The sequence below is a fragment of the Pseudomonas sp. 31 R 17 genome, from assembly GCF_900004915.1.
GTDB lineage: Bacteria > Pseudomonadota > Gammaproteobacteria > Pseudomonadales > Pseudomonadaceae > Aquipseudomonas > Aquipseudomonas orientalis_A.
The window spans coordinates 332,592-350,273 of sequence record NZ_CVTN01000065.1; the positions used below are offsets into that span (position 1 = coordinate 332,592).

Here is a 17,682-nt window from a genome sequence, read left to right on the forward strand (position 1 = left end):
ATAAGAATGTTTGTGTTCCGCGTCTTGACGCTAACTAATTGAATTGCAGGCATAAAAAAACCGGACCCAGGGTCCGGTTCTTTAAAACACGCCTATTTAAGCGTGTGTAAATTCTACTGAATACGGTGCCGCAGCCTGAGCTGTCTGCAACTGCGTAAGGGTTTCCCGCACCACTTGCTTGGCGAGGCATGCGCATTTTCCACACTGGCTGGCAACGCCGGTGGTTTCACGCACTTCCTTGTAGCTGCAGCAACCTTCATAGATTGCTTCGCGGATTTGTCCGTCGGTGACGCCAGTACAGAGGCACACATACATAAGGAGAACCGTCGCGGGTTTAGGGCTTAAGTGCGATGGATCTTAATGTTAACGAGAATGATTGTCAAAGTAGTTTCGTCGACTGTCCCTTGGGTATTGCCTGCGCGCTGACGAACGGTTTTTTCGGTGTATGATGGTCGATCTTCACGAAGCGTGACCGCGTCACAGGTCTGTCGCCAATACACGGCAGACTCGACGCTGGTCCTGTTACTTCAATCGTCACCCCTTCATCAGGAGATATCCAATGAGCGTACTCGTCGGCAAACAAGCCCCGGATTTCGACGTACCTGCCGTCCTCGGCAATGGCGAAATCGTAGACAGCTTCAAACTGTCTGAAGCCATCAAAGGCAAATACGGCCTGGTGTTCTTCTACCCGCTGGACTTCACCTTCGTCTGCCCATCCGAGCTGATTGCTCTGGATCACCGCATGGACGATTTCAAGGCACGCAACGTTGAAGTGGTCGCCGTTTCCATCGACTCCCACTTCACCCACAATGCCTGGCGCAACACGGCCATCAACGATGGCGGCATCGGTAAAGTCAAATACACCATGGCTGCCGATATGAAGCACGATATCGCCAAGGCCTACGACGTAGAGTCCGAAGGCGGTGTGGCTTTCCGTGGCGCGTTCCTGATCGACGACAAGGGCGTTGTGCGTTCGCAGATCATCAACGACCTGCCGCTGGGCCGTAACATGGAAGAGCTGATTCGCCTGGTCGACGCGCTGCAGTTCCACGAAGAGCACGGCGAAGTCTGCCCTGCCAACTGGAAAAAAGGCGACAAAGGCATGACCGCTTCCACCGAAGGTGTGGCGGCTTACCTGACCGAGAACGCCGGCAAGCTGTAAGCCGGATTCAAGGTAGAAAAAAACCGGCCTGTGAGGGCCGGTTTTTTTATGGGCGGGGCGGTGCGACGATTCGACTTGCGCGTGATTGCGCTGTATCAGCCCATAAATACGTCACTGAAACGCCGCAAGCCCTAAACCCATGTAGGAGCGAGCTTGCTCGCGAAAACCTCACAGGCACCGTGTTCATTCAGCAAGCACGCGTTATCGTTGACGTTTTTCGCGAGCAAGCTCGCTCCTATAGACCTGGCGGGACGAGTCTCAGTCGCTGAAGTCTTCCCAGCCACCCATCTGTTTCCAGCGATTGACGATGCCGCAGAACAGCTCGGCGGTCTTTTCGGTGTCGTAGCGCGCCGAATGAGCTTCGCGGCCGTCAAAGTCGATGCCGGCGGCCTGGCAGGCTTTCGCCAGCACGGTCTGGCCATAGGCCAGGCCGGCGAGCGTGGCGGTGTCGAAACTGGAGAACGGATGAAACGGGTTGCGTTTCATGTCCAGCCGCGCCACGGCGGCGTTCAGGAAGCCCAGGTCGAAACTGCTGTTGTGCCCCACCAGGATCGCGCGCTTGCAGCCGTTGGCCTTCAGCGCCTTGCGTACGCCACGGAAGATGTCGGTCAGCGCCGCTTCTTCACTCACCGCCATGCGCAGCGGGTGATCGAGCTTGATGCCGGTGAACTCCAGGGCCGCTGCTTCGATGTTGGCCCCTTCAAACGGCTCGACGCGGAAGAAGTGGGTGTGATCCGGGTACACAAAGCCCTGCTCGTCCATGCCGATGGTGGTCGCGGCAATTTCCAGCAACGCGTCGGTGGCGCAATTGAAACCGCCGGTTTCTACATCGATAACGACAGGCAGGTAGCCGCGGAAACGCTCGGCCATCGGGTGGCGCGAACCGCCGCCACCGCCGTGTTCCTGGTCTTCATCGTAATGGTCTTCACTCACTTGCTTTCCTCCAGCAGGCGCCAGCGCAGTGTTTCACCGGCGCGCAGCGGGATAACGGTCAGCTCGCCAAACGGCAGGCTGGCGGGGGCGGTCCAGTCTTCACGAACCAGGGTGATGCGGTCGGTATTGGCCGGCAGGCCATAGAAGCGCGGGCCGTTGAGGCTGGCGAAACCTTCAAGCTTGTCCAGGGCGTTGCGTTGTTCGAACGCTTCAGCGTACAGCTCGATGGCGGCAAACGCGGTGTAGCATCCCGCGCAACCGCAGGCGGCTTCCTTGGCGTGCTGGGCGTGGGGCGCGGAATCGGTGCCGAGGAAGAACTTCGGGTTGCCGCTGGTCGCGGCATCCAGCAACGCCACCTGGTGGGTGTTGCGCTTGAGGATCGGCAGGCAATAGAAGTGCGGCCGAATACCGCCCACCAACATGTGGTTGCGGTTGTACAACAGGTGGTGTGCGGTGATGGTCGCGCCGACGTTGGCCGAAGCCTCGGTGACGAACTGCACGGCGTCTGCGGTGGTGATGTGTTCGAACACCACCTTGAGGGTCGGGAACAACTCGACCACGCGGCGCATATGTTCGTCGATGAAGATCTTTTCGCGATCGAACACGTCGACATCGCCACGGGTGACTTCACCGTGGATCAACAGCGGCATGCCCACATCGGCCATGGCTTCGATGGCCGGCAGTATCTTGTCGATGCTGGTCACGCCGGAGTCGGAGTTGGTGGTCGCGCCGGCCGGGTACAGCTTGGCGGCGTGCACGAAACCGCTGGCCTTGGCCTCGCGAATCTCCGAAGGCTGGGTGCGGTCGGTGAGATAGAGCACCATCAGCGGTTCGAAGCGGCTGCCGGCCGGTCGTGCAGCGAGGATACGCTGGCGATAGGCATCGGCTTGCTCGGCGTTACGCACCGGAGGTACCAGGTTAGGCATGATGATGGCGCGGCCAAAGGTGCGCGCGACATCGGCCACGGTGTGGGGTAACACAGCACCATCACGAAGATGTATATGCCAGTCGTCGGGACGCAGCAGGGTCAGGCGGTCGGACATTGGGGATTCCAGGCGGGTCAATCTGGTGGGAATGCTACCGGAAAAGACTCGTGCAGGCACTCGCTATCAAGTTTTGCAGGATGCAACCGATAGCACTGGGTATGCCTTAACGATGTATGACGCCTTGAAGTGTTGTAGAAACCAGTGGAGCCTCCCGTGCGCCAGCATTATCTAGCCCTGCTCAGTGTGTTCGCCAGCCTGCCCGCGATGGCCCTCACGTTCCAGACACGCCTGGAGAATATTGAGTGGAAAGTGGAGGGCGATCAGTTCGAGTGCCGCCTGACCCAGCCGATCACCGATTTCGGCTCGGGTGAGTTTGTGCGCCGGGCGGGCGAGCAGGCGACCTTTCGCCTGAAAGCCTACAGTGGTTCGCTCGGTGCCGGCTCCGCCACGTTGCTGGCCGCCGCCGCGCCCTGGCAACCGGGCCGTGGCGACATCAACCTCGGTGCGGTACGCGTCGGCAGTGGTGATGTGCTGTTTAACAGCTCTCAGGCCCAGGCCGGGCGTCTGTTCACCGGTTTGCTCGAAGGCCGCAGCCCGACCGTGCGGCACTACGGACGCGAAGGCGGTTATTCGGAAATTCGCCTGCTGCCGGTGAAATTCTCCAAGGCCTACAACGACTATCAGTTGTGTACTACCAAGCTGTTGCCGATGAACTACGATCAGGTTAAACAGACGGAAGTCGGTTTCCCCGGTGGTGGCATCGAACTGGATGCAGCGGCCCGGAAGAAACTGTCGGTCATTGTCGCGTTCATGAAAGCCGACCCTACGGTCAACCATATCGAGCTGAACGGCCATTCGGATAACAGCGGCAACCGCCTGACCAACCGTGATGTCTCACGACGCCGTGCCTTGGCGGTAGTGGACTACTTCAAGGCCAACGGCATCCCTGAATCCCAGATCACGATGCGTTTCCATGGTGAAAGCTACCCCTTGGCGCCCAACACCAACGCCGCCAATCGAGCGCGCAACCGTCGGGTCAACGTGCAGCTCGAACGCGTGGCGGCGCCCGAGAAACCGGCACCCCAGGCCGCAACTCCGAGCAACCCTGCTGCGACCTCGTAAGGCGCGGTCATCGGTCGCTCGTTCGACATAATCTGTCGCTTTATCTTCATTTGCTGTCGCGCCCCTGTAAATTCGCGGTTTTGATCGGTAGAATCGTTGCCTTTCCGTACAACCCCGTGGAGTGATGGCATGGCCGACGTAAACAAGGTCGTTCTCGCGTATTCCGGCGGCCTGGACACTTCGGTGATCCTCAAGTGGCTGCAGGATACTTATAACTGTGAAGTGGTGACATTCACCGCTGACCTGGGTCAGGGCGAAGAGGTCGAACCTGCACGTGCCAAGGCGCAAGCCATGGGCGTGAAAGAGATCTACATTGACGACCTGCGCGAAGAGTTCGTCCGCGATTTCGTTTATCCGATGTTTCGCGCCAATACCGTCTATGAAGGCGAGTACCTGCTCGGCACCTCCATTGCACGTCCGCTGATCGCCAAGCGCCTGATCGAAATCGCCAACGAAACCGGCGCCGATGCCATTTCCCATGGCGCCACCGGCAAGGGCAACGACCAGGTGCGTTTCGAATTGGGCGCCTACGCCCTCAAGCCCGGCGTGAAAGTGATTGCGCCCTGGCGTGAATGGGACCTGCTGTCCCGTGAAAAGCTGATGGATTACGCTGAAAAGCACGCGATCCCGATCGAGCGTCACGGCAAGAAGAAGTCCCCGTACTCGATGGATGCCAACTTGCTGCACATTTCCTATGAAGGCGGCGTGCTGGAAGACACCTGGACCGAGCACGAAGAAGACATGTGGAAATGGACCGTCTCCCCGGAGAATGCTCCAGACAAGCCGCAGTATCTGGAACTGACCTACCGCAACGGCGACATCGTCGCGCTGGATGGTGTCGAGATGACACCCGCCACCGTGCTGGCGACCCTGAACCGCATCGGGGGCGAACACGGCATCGGTCGTCTCGACATCGTCGAGAACCGCTACGTCGGCATGAAGTCCCGTGGCTGCTACGAAACACCGGGCGGCACCATCATGTTGCGTGCTCACCGCGCCATCGAGTCCATTACCCTGGACCGTGAGGTAGCCCACCTTAAAGATGAGCTGATGCCCAAGTATGCCAGCCTGATCTATACCGGCTATTGGTGGAGCCCTGAGCGCCTGATGCTGCAGCAGATGATCGACGCCTCCCAGGCCCACGTGAACGGCGTGGTGCGCCTGAAGCTGTACAAGGGCAATGTGATCGTGACCGGTCGCAAGTCCGATGAGTCACTGTTTGACGCCAACATCGCGACCTTCGAGGAAGATGGCGGTGCCTACAACCAGGCGGACGCGGCCGGCTTCATCAAGTTGAACGCCTTGCGCATGCGCATCGCGGCCAACAAGGGACGCAAGTTGTTCTGAGTGTTTTGCCTGTTGTGAGAAAGCCCCTTATGCAAGGGGCTTTTTTTTGCCCTGAATATACCCATACAAACATTAATCAGGCGTGGGCAACGTTTAAAAATGTTTGGTATGTGTTTAAGCGTTTTATTCAAGTCTTTCGAGATTTTTTCAGCTTCAGAAATCCACTCTCCTGCGGAAAGGTTTTTTACATCTAGACAGGAACCATGTCTTACAGAAAATTCACTCATATAGGCGCAAAGGATCTGTAATTTGTGGAATTTTCTGTAGGAAAATTGGATGTATATAAATATGTTAAATGGAACTGAAGCTGACGGGGTTTTTTCAGCCCTTTGTATAAGCCGCAACGGTAAGCAAGGGGTATTTCCTGAGAGCGCTGTGCGCAACGTTTACGGCATAGGCCTCGGGATGAGGATATTTCACTCAAAATATGTACGAGCAGGGAAAGGTCTGAAGGGTTCCATAAAGCCCAATACACTAAAGTTGGCGAATTTTTGTAGGCTAATTCCTTTCTTGTTGTGGGTTGGGTCTCTGCCTGCTGTTGCTCGGGGGGGCACGCTATGCCAACTAGCAGGCGACTAGGCTATTGTGCTTTCTCTAAATAATTCGAACAGCGAAATTGGACTTTCTCATGAATAAAGTGCTGATCGTGGATGATCATCCCGTCATTCGGCTAGCTGTGCGCATGCTAATGGAGCGTCATGGTTATGAGGTTGTTGCCGAGACTGATAACGGTGTCGATGCGCTGCAACTTGCGCGGGAACATATGCCGGATATTGTCATATTGGATATTGGAATCCCCAAACTCGATGGCCTTGAAGTTATTTGCCGGCTGGCCTCGACCAAGCAAGCCGTGTCGTTCAAGGTGCTGGTGCTGACGTCCCAGGCACCTGGTCATTTTTCCATGCGTTGCATGCAGGCCGGTGCCGCCGGCTACGTGTGCAAGCAACAGGACCTGACCGAGTTGTTGAGCGCCATCAAGGCGGTGCTTTCCGGCTACAGCTACTTCCCGAACCAGGCGCTCAACTCGGTGCGGTCCACCATGGGCAACGCCAGTGAGGCTGACATGGTGGAACGTTTATCGGGGCGGGAGATGATGGTGCTGCAACAGCTGGCCCGTGGCAAAACCAACAAGGAGATTGCCGACGGTATGTTCCTGAGCAACAAGACCGTGAGCACCTATAAGACGCGCCTGCTGCTGAAGCTCAATGCCCGGTCACTCGTCGACCTGATAGAGCTGGCCCAGCGCAATGGCTTGGTGTGAGGAGGAGGGGGCGTTCACCCTTCTGACACCGCTGTAAAATCCGGCACAAAAAAAGCCTCCGTCAGGGAGGCTTCCGGCTGGCTGTCGGATGGTCAGAGGTCGAAGTCGTAATCGGCCAATTGTTTTTGCAAGCGTCGCTCTTCCAGGAGATTGTCGATAATCAGGCGTTTGCTCAAATTGGTCTTGGCCACCTCCGGGACGGGCGCTGGCGCGTCATCGTCTTCCAGCTCCACCGGTTCGTCATCTACTTCCAGTTGTTCTTTGCCAGTGCTCATAAGGTTCACTCCAGGCTAAGACTGCCATTGGCGCTCCTTATAGCGATAAACCACGGACGCGTAAAAAAGATTTTTTCAATCGATTCATAGGCAAAACCCGACAACCCTCAATCGTCGTAGGTCTTGTCCTTGTATTCACATAGATCTTCGATCCGGCAGCTGCCGCACCGAGGCTTGCGCGCCTGGCAAACATAGCGCCCGTGAAGAATCAGCCAGTGATGGGAATCGAGCAGATAGGGTTTGGGCACGAACTTCATCAGCTGTTTCTCGACCTCCACCACATTTTTTCCGCGAGCGATGCCGGTACGGTTGCTGACGCGAAAAATATGCGTATCCACCGCCATGGTGAGCTGCCGGAACGCCGTATTGAGTACGACGTTGGCGGTCTTGCGGCCCACGCCGGGTAATGCTTCGAGGGCTTCGCGGGTTTGCGGTACTTCGCTGGCGTGCAGCTCCATGAGCAGGCGGCACGTCTCGATCACGTTCTTGGCCTTGCTGTTGTACAAGCCGATGGTCTTGATGTACGCCGATAACCCTTCCACACCCAGGGCGTAAATCGTCTCCGGCGTATTGGCCACCGGAAACAGCTTGGCCGTGGCCTTGTTGACGCCGACGTCCGTGGATTGGGCCGACAGGATCACGGCGATCAGCAGCTCGAACGGCGAGGAGTAGGCCAATTCGGTCTTGGGTTCCGGATTGTCTTCGTGAAACCTGCGGAAAATTTCCAGGCGTTTTGCAGCGTTCATAGGGAGGGACGTTTCCTTGCAGGCTATCGACTTAATTGTAGCAATACACAGCGCAGCGTCGGTTGTGGGTCAGGCGTTACCGTTGGCGCTGGCGTCGCAAGTGGCCTGGGCGTCATGCAGCGTCTGCTCGGCGGCGTCCAGCGCGGCACTCAAGTTTGCCAGTTGCTGTTCGTCAGCCCGTTGATCCTGGGCCTTTTTCAATGCGGCCCGGCGCATTGCCAGTTGGATCTTCGCGCGCTTGAGTTCAGCGCTTTTGCTTGTCGGCAGCGGTGGCGGGACGTTGACCTCCAGCGCGGCAAGCGCCTGCTCCGAGGCTTCGAACTGCCTTTGCAGGACAATCAATTGCGACTGTTGCTCAAAGGTCGGGGGATGACCAAACGCCTTCAGGGATTTGTGCAACTGCGCACGGCTCATGGCGACACTGATTTTGGCTTGCTTGATTGCTGCATCCTGAGCGGCCTGATGGCTATCGGCTGATGCCGCTGCCACGGGCGCAATGCGCTTGGCCCGCGCCACGCGTTCGGCGTGTTTGCAGGCTTGCTCACGTTGCAGGCGTGCGTTGCGCTGTTCGAAACGCCGACGTGCCCGGTCGCGTTTAAGGCCACGTTCGCGCCGCTCGTCATCGCTGCGCGCCAGGTCGCCCACAATCGGCAGGACTTCAGCAAGTGGGCGCATCTCGATGCAGTCGACAGGGCAGGGCGCGACGCACAGGTCGCAACCCGTGCACTCGTCGATGATGACTGTGTGCATCAACTTGGCGGCGCCAATGATGGCGTCCACCGGGCAAGCCTGGATGCATTTGGTGCAACCGATGCATTCAGCCTCACGGATGTAGGCGATCTGGGCCGGCGCATCGCCGCGGCTCGTATCCAGGGCCAGCACCGGCACGCGCAGCAATTGCGCAAGCCCGGCGATGGTTTCCTGGCCTCCGGGTGGGCACTTGTTGATCGCCTCGCCGTTAGCAATGCCTTCGGCGTAAGGCTTGCAGCCCGGGTGCCCGCACTTGCCGCATTGAGTCTGCGGTAGCAGCGCGTCGATACGTTGAATCAGGTTCATGCTTTGATCATTGCGTTGACGCCCGGCCCGCCGATATGGGCGGGCTGAAAAGCCCCAGCGTCGAAACGCCGGGGCATCCTGCAGGGGTTACTTGATGCGTTGACCTGGCTTGGCGCCGCTGTCCGGGCTGAGCAGATAGATTTCTGCGCCGCCAGGACCGGCCGCCATCACCATGCCTTCAGAGATACCGAATTTCATTTTTCGTGGCTTGAGGTTGGCGATCATCATGGTCAGGCGACCATCGAGCTTGGACGGGTCGGGGTAAGCGCTCTTGATGCCGGAGAACACATTGCGTTGCTCGCCGCCCAGATCCAGGGTCAGGCGCAACAGCTTGTCGGCGCCTTCCACGGCTTCGGCCTTGACGATCAGTGCAACCCGCAGGTCCACGGCGGCGAAAGCGTCGAACTCGATTTCCTCGGAAATAGGGTCTTTGGCCAACTCGCTGTCATCGGCTGGCGCGGTCGAGCCGGTATCGGTCTGGCTGGCGACGAGGTCTTCTTTGGAAGCGTCGGTCATGGCCTGGACTTTCACCGGGTCGATGCGGGTCATCAATGGCTTGAACGCGTTCAACTGATGGTTGCCGAGCAGCGTGGCGTGGTCGTTCCAGGTCAGCGGCGCGACGTTGAGGAACGCCTCTGCATCGGCGGCCAGCAGCGGCAGCACCGGCTTGAGGAAGATCACCAATTGACGGAACAGATTGACGCCCGTGGCGCAGATCGCCTGGACCTCAGCTTCCTTGCCTTCCTGCTTGTTCAGCGACCATGGCGCCTTGTCGGCAATCCAGGCGTTGGCGCGGTCGGCCAGGCCCATGATTTCGCGCATGGCGCGGGCAAAATCGCGGGCTTCATAGGCGTCGGCGATGCTCGGCGCGGCGGCCAGGAAGGCATCGGTCAGTTCCGGCGCGGCGTTTTCAGCGACCAGCACACCCGCATTGCCCTTGTGGATAAAACCGGCACAACGGCTGGCGATATTGACCACTTTGCCGACCAGGTCCGAGTTGACCTTCTGAATGAAGTCTTCCAGGTTCAGGTCGAGGTCGTCGACGCCACGGCCCAGCTTGGACGCATAGTAGTAACGCAAATATTCCGGCGACAGGTGGTCCAGGTAGGTGCGCGCCTTGATGAAGGTGCCGCGGGACTTGGACATCTTCTGCCCGTTCACCGTCAGGTAGCCGTGCACGGCAATGCCGGTCGGCTTGCGGTAGCCCGAACCTTCGAGCATCGCCGGCCAGAACAGCGCGTGGAAGTTGACGATGTCCTTGCCGATGAAGTGGTACAGCTCGGCAGTGGAATCCTTGCCCCAGAACGCATCGAAGTCCAGCGCCGGTGTGCGGTCGCAAAGGTTCTTGAAGCTGGCCATGTAGCCGATCGGCGCGTCCAGCCAGACATAGAAGTACTTGCCCGGCTCGCCCGGAATTTCAAAGCCGAAGTACGGCGCATCGCGGGAAATGTCCCACTGTTGCAGGCCGGCATCCAGCCATTCGGCGATCTTGTTGGCCACGGCATCCTGCAAGGTGCCGCTGCGGGTCCAGGTTTGCAGCATCTGCTGGAAATCCGGGAGCTTGAAGAAGAAGTGCTGGGAATCCTTGAGTACCGGGGTAGCGCCGGAGATGGCCGACTTCGGATTCTTCAGGTCGGTGGGTGCATAGGTGGCACCGCATTTCTCACAGTTGTCGCCGTACTGGTCGTCGGTGCCGCATTTCGGGCAGGTGCCCTTGATGAAGCGATCGGCCAGGAACATTTTCTTTTCCGGGTCGAAATACTGGGTGATCGAACGCGTGGCAATGTGCCCGGCGTCTTTCAACCGCAGGTAGATCTGGCTCGAAAGCTCACGATTTTCATCGGAGTGGGTCGAATGGAAGTTGTCGAACTCCACCAGGAACTCGGCAAAGTCGGCGCTGTGTTCAGCCTGCACATTGGCGATCAATTGTTCCGGGGTGATGCCTTCCTTTTCGGCGCGCAACATGATGGCCGAACCGTGGGCGTCGTCCGCGCAGACATAAATGCATTGATTGCCGCGATGCTTCTGGAAGCGCACCCACATATCGGTCTGGATGTACTCAAGCATATGGCCAAGATGGATGGAACCATTGGCATAGGGCAGGGCGCTGGTGACGAGGATCTTGCGTGGCTCGGACATGGGGCTCGGCTACTTGATGAAACGGAGGTCGGCCACTATAAAGCGCCGGGAAATTTATTTCACCCCGTGGTGCTGTTTCAGCATCTTCCGATCCTGCGAAAGCATGCCGCTGGTGGCCTGGAACGGTTAGGATAGCCGCCTGTTTCAGTCAGTCTTTTTCGGGAGTTGCCCATGAGCGCCGTCAATCGCGCAGCGGTGGAAGCCGTCCTTCGCCAGTACACCGACCCCTATTTGAACCAGGACCCGGTCAGTGCCGGCTGTGTGCGCGCCATCGAGGTGCAGGCTGACCACGTATCGGTCCAGCTGGAGCTGGGCTACGCCGCCGGCCTGTTCAAAAACGGCTGGGCGCAGATGCTGCAAATGGCCATCGAAGGCCTCGACGGCGTGCGCTCGGCCAAGGTCGACATCCGGTGTGTGATCGCCTCGCACAAGGCCCAGGCACAGATCCCTGGCCTGGCCAACGTCAAGAACGTGATCGCCGTGGCATCGGGCAAGGGCGGGGTGGGTAAATCCACCACCGCCGCCAACCTGGCCCTGGCCCTGGCCCGCGAAGGTGCCCGCGTGGGCATCCTCGACGCCGATATCTATGGCCCGAGCCAGGGTGTGATGTTCGGCATTGCCGAAGGCACACGACCCAAGGTCAAGGACCAGAAGTGGTTTGTGCCGATCGAGTCCCTGGGCGTGGAAGTGATGTCCATGGCGTTCCTGACCGATGACAACACGCCCATGGTCTGGCGCGGGCCGATGGTTTCCGGGGCGCTGCTGCAATTGGTCACCCAGACCGCCTGGGGCGACCTGGACTACCTGGTGATCGACATGCCGCCCGGTACCGGCGATATCCAGTTGACCCTGGCGCAGAAAGTCCCGGTGGCCGGCTCGGTGATCGTCACCACGCCCCAGGACCTGGCGCTGCTGGACGCGAAGAAAGGCGTGGAGATGTTCCGCAAGGTCAACATTCCGGTGCTCGGCGTGGTGGAAAACATGGCGGTGCACATCTGTTCCAACTGTGGCCATGCCGAACATCTCTTCGGCGAGGGCGGTGGCGAGAAGCTGGCGACTCAATACGGCGTCGAACTGCTGGCCTCGTTGCCGCTGTCGATGTCTATCCGCGAACAGGCCGATGGCGGCAAACCCACCGTGGCTGCCGAGCCCGATGGTCAGATTGCCATGGTGTATCAGGAACTGGCCCGCCATGTGGGCGCGCGGATAGTCCTGCAGGAGGCGAGCAGTCCCGCGATGCCGACGATCACCGTCAGCGACGACTGAATCCCGATGTAGGAACAGTACCGCACAGGCTTGTGACGCTCTTTTCCCAATCAGTCGTGTAAGCATTCGCTTACCGTCATGTAGGTTTTCGGTTTTTTTACCGGGAATGAGCGTCTCGAATCTGCGAGCGATATTTCTAACTGTTTGAAATTAAACAGTTATTTAATTTCACTTGAGCATCGCCGATTGGCCGCGATCCGTTTGGATCCCGTTGAACTTATCTTGGGAGGCTCTAACATCAGCCCTGTGTCCACGGATTGGCACAGCCATCAAGGAACGGTGGTTTGAAGGAATGTCGCAGGATGCGATTCATCAGGACGATGAAAAGGATTAAAGGGACTAGGGAAAAAATGTGGGCGGGTCATACCGCCCCTTTTTTCGCCTGTAGAAAAGTGAAAGCGGCTACATGAAAACGCAAAAAAGGCCCGCAAGGGGCCTTTTTTTTGGGCAACGACGCTGCTATCAGCGTTCGAGGTCTGCAATCTTGCCGGGTTTGCCATCCCATTCTTCCGCATCGGGCAGAGCATCCTTTCTTTCCGTGATGTTCGGCCAGATATCCGCCAGCTCGGCATTCAACTCAATGAAGTTTTCCATACCTGCAGGTACTTCATCTTCAGAGAAGATGGCGTTAGCCGGGCATTCTGGTTCACACAGGGCGCAGTCAATGCACTCGTCCGGGTGGATGACCAGGAAGTTCGGGCCTTCGTAGAAGCAGTCCACCGGACACACTTCTACGCAGTCGGTGTACTTGCACTTGATGCAGTTGTCGGTGACGACGAAGGTCATTTCTAATTTTCTCCTCAGGCGGCGGCAGCGAAACCCTGTGTGGCAGGGCTCGCGAGGTTCGGGAGCGATAGTCTGCGGGCCAGGCTAAAAGCCCGCAGCATCCCAAACCGCGCGAGAGTCTACCAGCTTGCACGCGTGTGCGTTATATCCGAGTCTTCAGTGCATATAACATTTCGAGCGCTTTCCGCGGCGTCACGTCGTCCAGGTCAAGCTTGGCCAGCTCATCGAGTACCGGATGGGGCAGGCTGGCGAACAGGTCGCTCTGGTGCGGTGCGGCGGGTTTCCTGCTGGCCTTGGCCGGGCTGGCGACCACGGTTTCATGGGGCAGGGCCGTGGTTTCCAGGCGGCTCAGGTGCTCGCGGGCGCGGGTGATGACATCAGTGGGCACGCCGGCCAACTGCGCGACCGCCAAGCCATAACTCTGGCTGGCCGGGCCCGGCAGCACGTGGTGCAGGAACACGATGCGCTCGTTGTGCTCGGTGGCATTGAGGTGCACGTTGGCTACCAGCGGCTCGCTTTCCGGTAACACCGTCAGTTCGAAGTAGTGGGTGGCAAACAACGTATAGGCGCGCAAATGTGCCAGACGCTCGGCCGCCGCCCATGCCAGCGACAGGCCGTCAAACGTACTGGTGCCGCGACCCACTTCGTCCATCAACACGAGACTGCGGTCGGTGGCGTTATGCAGGATGTTCGCGGTTTCGCTCATTTCCACCATAAACGTCGAGCGCCCACCGGCCAGGTCGTCGCTGGAACCGATCCGGGTGAAAATCCGGTCCACCAGGGACAGTTCGCAACTGGCCGCCGGCACGAAGCTGCCGATGTGGGCCAGCAACACGATCAGCGCGGTCTGGCGCATATAGGTGGATTTACCACCCATGTTCGGGCCGGTAATCACCAGCATGCGAGTGTCGTCGTCCAGCGACAGGTCGTTGGCGACGAATGGCGTGGTCAACACCTGCTCCACCACCGGGTGGCGCCCTTGCACGATGCGCATGCACGGCTCGCTGACAAAACGCGGGCAGTTGAGGTCCAGGTTCAGCGCACGTTCGGCCAGGTTGCTCAGCACATCCAGCTCCGCCAGGGCGGCGGCGGTGTCCTGCAGCGGCGCCAGGCGGCTGATCAAGTCCTCAAGCAAGGCTTCGTAGAGCATTTTTTCCCGCGCCAGGGCGCGGCTTTTGGCCGACAACGCCTTATCTTCGAACGCTTTGAGTTCGGGGGTGATAAAGCGCTCGGCGCCCTTGAGCGTCTGGCGGCGTTGATAGTCGACAGGCGCCGACTCCGCCTGCTTGCTCGGCAGCTCAATAAAATAGCCATGCACGCGGTTGTAGCCGACCTTCAGGTTGGCCAGCCCGGTGCGGGCTTTTTCGCGGGCCTCCAGGTCGATCAGGAACTGGCCGGCGTTTTCGCTCAGCGATTGCAGCTCATCCAGCTCGCTGTCATAGCCGGTTTTCAGCACACCGCCATCACGGATGATCGCTGGCGGGTTGTCGATGATGGCCTTTTCCAGCAGCGCCGCGAGGTCCGGGTAAGTGCCGGCGGTGACTGCAAGCTGTTGCAGGTGTGGCGTGTCCAGTTCGGTCATCGCGACTTGCAACTGGGGGAGGGCACTCAAGGCATCACGCAGGCGCGCCAGGTCACGAGGCCGCGCGTTACGCAGGCCGATCCGCGCGAGGATGCGCTCGATATCGCCGATTTCCTTCAGTTGCGGCTGCAGCTTTTCAAAGCGATAGCCGTCAAGCAGGCAGGTAATGGAAGTCTGACGTGCTTGGAGGACGGTCAAATCCCGCAGCGGACGGTTCAACCAACGGGTCAGCAAGCGGCTGCCCATGGCCGTCTGGCAGCGGTCGACCACCGATTGCAGCGTGTTGTCACGCCCGCCCGCCAGGTTGGTATCCAGTTCCAGGTTGCGACGGCTGGCGCCATCCAGTACCACGGTATCGTCCAGCCGCTCATGCCGCAGGCTGCGCAAGTGCGGCAGCGCCGTGCGCTGGGTTTCCTTGGCGTAGCTGAGCAGGCAGCCGGCAGCGCCGATGGCCAGGGTCAGGGTTTCGCAACCGAAGCCTTTAAGGTCCTGCACCGAGAACTGCTGGCACAGACTTTTCAGCGCCGAATCACGCTCAAAATCCCATGGCGCACGACGTTTGGTCCCACGGCGCTTCTCTGCCGGCAAGTCCTTGGGCCAATCATCCGGAATCAACAACTCCACCGGATTGATACGCTCCAGCTCCGCCAGCAGGTTCTCCCAGCCCTTGATCTCCAGCACGCTGAAATTGCCGCTGGTGATATCCAGCACCGACAGGCCGAACAGACGCTCATCGCCCAACACCGCAGCGATCAGGTTATCGCGCCGCTCATCCAGCAGCGCCTCATCACTCACCGTGCCCGGCGTAATAATGCGCACCACCTGCCGTTCCACCGGCCCCTTACTGGTGGCCGGGTCGCCGATCTGCTCACAGATCACCACCGACTCGCCCAGCTTCACCAACTTGACTAGATAACCTTCCAATGAATGGTAAGGAATCCCACACATCGGAATCGACTGACCCGCCGACTGCCCGCGCGCGGTCAGGGTGATGTCCAGCAGCTTGGCGGCCTTCTTTGCGTCTTCGTAGAAGATCTCGTAGAAGTCGCCCATGCGGTAGAACATCAACTGATCAGGGTGCTGGTTTTTCAGACGCCAGTACTGCTGCATCATTGGCGTGTGGGAGGACAGATCGGAGGTGTTTTTACTCATTGGGTAGTAGGCAAATTCGTTGAAAGTGATGGGGCAAAGGGGGCGCTTGGCCCAGCATTTGTTGCGATGGGCGCAAGGTTAACACGCGAGGTCGGGGGTTCGCAGGTTGCAAACGGCCAGGTAGAAATAGAAGAAGGGCGCAGCGCATTCATTCAAATACACCGCCCCCTTCTTTTTATCGCCCCTTACTGAATGTTGCCGGGCGAATCCAACACCTTCACCACATCATCAATCACCGCCTTGACCATCTCCTGCAAGTAATGCGACGCCCATGCGTAACGGTCCGTCTCCTTGGCCATCGCCGCATGATCGGAGGCGTGATGCAAGGCTTCTTGCAGGGAAGCACCGCTGTTGACGCGGAATAGAGGCTGGTCGGAGTGAAAGGAGAAGGGGGGTGACGCCGAGGGTGGTTAATGCAGACGCATTTGTAGCGGTCATCGGTAAAACTCCCATATCAAGTGAGAGCTACCACGTTCGTTCTCAGGCGAATGGGTGGCAGCTGTGCGCAGGCTGAGAAACCGGAGATACAGGAACCCGGCAGACCCGAAGGTCTCCCACGCACAGCCGCCATTGCACGAAATGATGGACGAAAAACGCCTGCATGTCGGGTTATGGTGCGCTTGGTGCGCCTGCATCTTGCCGGGTTCTCAGGCCCGATCGCTGAATTGGCAGCGATGGGGCAGGAAGGTCGCGTGGTGGTCGGGAGGGCGCAACTGGGATAGTTGTGTCACTTGAAATCAATGCGTCGCCTATTTTCAACTGAAAAGGCGCGACAGTCGCCACGGGTTAGCGGTGGAATCAGCTCTCGCCGCCAGTGTTATTTTTGCAACCCATCACTGTTGGATAAGGCAGAAAAAACTAATAGTCCGATCAGTGCCTGAAATGGTGAACTGACTTTTGCACACTCACATCTCAATGCCGGATAGAGAGAATGCAGGGCGTGAGTATGACCAGGCTATCTGGATCTACGCCCACTTGCCGGAAACAACCCTCTGATCACCCCAAGAAACGCCGCAAACAAATTGATTGAAGTCGCCGTGGTGATGGCAATCAGCACGTTATCCGAGAACGGCGCCTTACCCGAGTAATACGTCGACCACCCATTCCACACCAGCAGCACCGCCCAGAAGATCACACCACAAGCTGCAAACCAGAACGCACGCCCCGCATATTTCTTGCGCAGTTGCCGTTCGGCCTTCTGGTCTTTGAGGTTCTGGTTTCTTTCATCATCGGTGCCTATGGCTTGCTCGCCACCGGCTTGTGAGTCCTGGTCAGGTCCTGCCTCGGGGGGTAGGGTGAGTTCCAGACTGTCGAGTTCTTCACTCACGGATGCGACTCTTGGGATGAATGAGTGCTGCCATGTCTTGCCAGTCGATGGCGGAACCGTCGGCGCCCTTGAGCGCCCAGGCTGTGCCGTTCTCGTGGGAAAGGTTGGACAGTTGGGTGCCTGACCATTTGCCGTATTTGCTGATGATCCGATCGATCAGGCGGTGGGCATAGGTGTCACTGTCGGGAATCCTCGGTGTTACGAAGATGATGTCTTCGTCGTCCGGCTTCAAATTGCTGAGCAGCGAAGTGACCGGACGGCTGCCGTAGGATTTCAACTCATGGTACAGCGACGGGATGACCGGGCCATATTGCCAGCGGGCGAAGTGGTCATCCATGAGCGGCTGATCCCGTTCACGCAGATGCCAGGACTGCGTGTAGAACAGCAGTTTTTGCAGCTTCATGGGCGTCAGGCCCGAAAGCTTGCCTTCCTTCGCGCGTTCAATGAAGGCGTTAGCGACAGCTAGCGCTGAATAAGCCATGAGCACCTCCGTCGTTGCTGGCCATGTTGTTCCAGAGTCTTATACATAGGCCCTGAATTGT

Annotated in this window: 16 protein-coding genes and 1 pseudogene; 5 read left to right on the top strand and 12 right to left on the bottom strand. The window is 58.6% G+C overall.

Features of this window, described 5'->3' with window-relative positions; all coding sequences use genetic code 11:
- Nucleotides 1-96 precede the first annotated feature (96 nt).
- Entirely contained in the window at nt 97-315 is a 219-nt protein-coding gene (locus tag BFP89_RS27490) for a bacterioferritin-associated ferredoxin (protein ID WP_083203330.1), read from the bottom strand.
- 244 nt (nt 316-559) lie between these two features.
- Between BFP89_RS27490 and BFP89_RS13670 the strand changes: the two genes are divergently transcribed.
- The gene (locus tag BFP89_RS13670) at nt 560-1,162 is read left to right on the top strand and encodes a peroxiredoxin (RefSeq protein WP_057724790.1); all 603 of its coding nucleotides are present in this window, start codon (nt 560-562) and stop codon (nt 1,160-1,162) included.
- 258 nt (nt 1,163-1,420) lie between these two features.
- Here BFP89_RS13670 and rnt read toward each other — a convergent pair whose 3' ends face one another.
- Complete coding sequence (rnt, locus tag BFP89_RS13675; RefSeq protein ID WP_065885999.1) at nt 1,421-2,095, bottom strand: ribonuclease T; 675 nt, start codon at nt 2,093-2,095, stop codon at nt 1,421-1,423.
- Nucleotides 2,092-3,138 (bottom strand): dihydroorotase, encoded by a 1,047-nt coding sequence (gene pyrC, locus BFP89_RS13680; protein WP_065886000.1) that lies wholly within the window; start codon nt 3,136-3,138, stop codon nt 2,092-2,094. The genes rnt and pyrC overlap by 4 nt, the downstream gene beginning before the upstream one ends.
- A gap of 156 nt (nt 3,139-3,294) precedes the next feature.
- Here pyrC and BFP89_RS13685 point away from each other — a divergent pair, with 156 nt between their 5' ends.
- From BFP89_RS13685 to BFP89_RS13695, 3 genes are all read left to right on the top strand, one after another.
- On the top strand, nt 3,295-4,203 hold the full coding sequence (locus BFP89_RS13685; protein ID WP_065886001.1) for a flagellar protein MotY: 909 nt from the start codon (nt 3,295-3,297) through the stop codon (nt 4,201-4,203).
- Between the two features lie 129 nt (nt 4,204-4,332).
- Nucleotides 4,333-5,550 carry an argininosuccinate synthase gene (locus BFP89_RS13690; protein WP_065886002.1) on the top strand — a complete coding sequence of 406 codons (1,218 nt, stop codon included), beginning with the start codon at nt 4,333-4,335 and terminating at the stop codon, nt 5,548-5,550.
- A gap of 628 nt (nt 5,551-6,178) precedes the next feature.
- Nucleotides 6,179-6,811: a response regulator transcription factor gene (locus tag BFP89_RS13695; RefSeq protein ID WP_003188986.1), complete on the top strand. Its 633-nt coding sequence runs from the start codon at nt 6,179-6,181 to the stop codon at nt 6,809-6,811.
- Nucleotides 6,812-6,903: 92 nt separating this feature from the next.
- Here the strand turns inward: BFP89_RS13695 and BFP89_RS13700 are convergent, their stop codons facing one another.
- From BFP89_RS13700 to metG, 4 genes are all read right to left on the bottom strand, one after another.
- Nucleotides 6,904-7,086 carry a PA3496 family putative envelope integrity protein gene (locus BFP89_RS13700; protein ID WP_065886003.1) on the bottom strand — a complete coding sequence of 61 codons (183 nt, stop codon included), beginning with the start codon at nt 7,084-7,086 and terminating at the stop codon, nt 6,904-6,906.
- Between the two features lie 107 nt (nt 7,087-7,193).
- Entirely contained in the window at nt 7,194-7,832 is a 639-nt protein-coding gene (nth, locus tag BFP89_RS13705; protein ID WP_065886004.1) for an endonuclease III, read from the bottom strand.
- A gap of 69 nt (nt 7,833-7,901) precedes the next feature.
- A complete protein-coding gene (gene rsxB, locus BFP89_RS13710; protein WP_065886005.1) occupies nt 7,902-8,888 on the bottom strand; it encodes an electron transport complex subunit RsxB in 987 nt (328 codons plus the stop codon).
- An 87-nt stretch (nt 8,889-8,975) separates the two neighbouring features.
- On the bottom strand, nt 8,976-11,027 hold the full coding sequence (gene metG, locus BFP89_RS13715; protein ID WP_065886006.1) for a methionine--tRNA ligase: 2,052 nt from the start codon (nt 11,025-11,027) through the stop codon (nt 8,976-8,978).
- A gap of 171 nt (nt 11,028-11,198) precedes the next feature.
- Between metG and apbC the strand changes: the two genes are divergently transcribed.
- A complete protein-coding gene (gene apbC, locus BFP89_RS13720; protein WP_065886007.1) occupies nt 11,199-12,293 on the top strand; it encodes an iron-sulfur cluster carrier protein ApbC in 1,095 nt (364 codons plus the stop codon).
- Nucleotides 12,294-12,755: 462 nt separating this feature from the next.
- Here the strand turns inward: apbC and fdxA are convergent, their stop codons facing one another.
- The 5 genes and pseudogenes from fdxA to BFP89_RS13745 form a co-directional block, all read right to left on the bottom strand.
- Nucleotides 12,756-13,079, bottom strand: a complete 324-nt coding sequence (fdxA, locus tag BFP89_RS13725; protein ID WP_065886008.1) for a ferredoxin FdxA — start codon at nt 13,077-13,079, stop codon at nt 12,756-12,758.
- Nucleotides 13,080-13,221: 142 nt separating this feature from the next.
- Nucleotides 13,222-15,813 carry a DNA mismatch repair protein MutS gene (mutS, locus tag BFP89_RS13730; protein ID WP_065886009.1) on the bottom strand — a complete coding sequence of 864 codons (2,592 nt, stop codon included), beginning with the start codon at nt 15,811-15,813 and terminating at the stop codon, nt 13,222-13,224.
- Between the two features lie 185 nt (nt 15,814-15,998).
- Nucleotides 15,999-16,251, bottom strand: a pseudogene (locus BFP89_RS13735) (DUF3077 domain-containing protein).
- A gap of 517 nt (nt 16,252-16,768) precedes the next feature.
- Complete coding sequence (locus tag BFP89_RS13740; protein WP_065886010.1) at nt 16,769-17,140, bottom strand: hypothetical protein; 372 nt, start codon at nt 17,138-17,140, stop codon at nt 16,769-16,771.
- Nucleotides 17,133-17,621 carry a Panacea domain-containing protein gene (locus tag BFP89_RS13745; RefSeq protein ID WP_065886011.1) on the bottom strand — a complete coding sequence of 163 codons (489 nt, stop codon included), beginning with the start codon at nt 17,619-17,621 and terminating at the stop codon, nt 17,133-17,135. The genes BFP89_RS13740 and BFP89_RS13745 overlap by 8 nt, the downstream gene beginning before the upstream one ends.
- Between the last annotated feature and the right edge of the window lie 61 nt (nt 17,622-17,682).

Coding starts and splice junctions, on each gene's coding strand:
- BFP89_RS13695 (WP_003188986.1), top strand. CDS start 6,179: ATGAATAAAGTGCTGATCGTGGATGATCATCCCGTCATTCGGCTAGCT.
- BFP89_RS13670 (WP_057724790.1), top strand. CDS start 560: ATGAGCGTACTCGTCGGCAAACAAGCCCCGGATTTCGACGTACCTGCC.
- apbC (WP_065886007.1), top strand. CDS start 11,199: ATGAGCGCCGTCAATCGCGCAGCGGTGGAAGCCGTCCTTCGCCAGTAC.
- rsxB (WP_065886005.1), bottom strand. CDS start 8,888: ATGAACCTGATTCAACGTATCGACGCGCTGCTACCGCAGACTCAATGC.
- BFP89_RS13690 (WP_065886002.1), top strand. CDS start 4,333: ATGGCCGACGTAAACAAGGTCGTTCTCGCGTATTCCGGCGGCCTGGAC.
- nth (WP_065886004.1), bottom strand. CDS start 7,832: ATGAACGCTGCAAAACGCCTGGAAATTTTCCGCAGGTTTCACGAAGAC.
- BFP89_RS27490 (WP_083203330.1), bottom strand. CDS start 315: ATGTATGTGTGCCTCTGTACTGGCGTCACCGACGGACAAATCCGCGAA.
- metG (WP_065886006.1), bottom strand. CDS start 11,027: ATGTCCGAGCCACGCAAGATCCTCGTCACCAGCGCCCTGCCCTATGCC.
- pyrC (WP_065886000.1), bottom strand. CDS start 3,138: ATGTCCGACCGCCTGACCCTGCTGCGTCCCGACGACTGGCATATACAT.
- mutS (WP_065886009.1), bottom strand. CDS start 15,813: ATGAGTAAAAACACCTCCGATCTGTCCTCCCACACGCCAATGATGCAG.
- BFP89_RS13700 (WP_065886003.1), bottom strand. CDS start 7,086: ATGAGCACTGGCAAAGAACAACTGGAAGTAGATGACGAACCGGTGGAG.
- BFP89_RS13745 (WP_065886011.1), bottom strand. CDS start 17,621: ATGGCTTATTCAGCGCTAGCTGTCGCTAACGCCTTCATTGAACGCGCG.
- fdxA (WP_065886008.1), bottom strand. CDS start 13,079: ATGACCTTCGTCGTCACCGACAACTGCATCAAGTGCAAGTACACCGAC.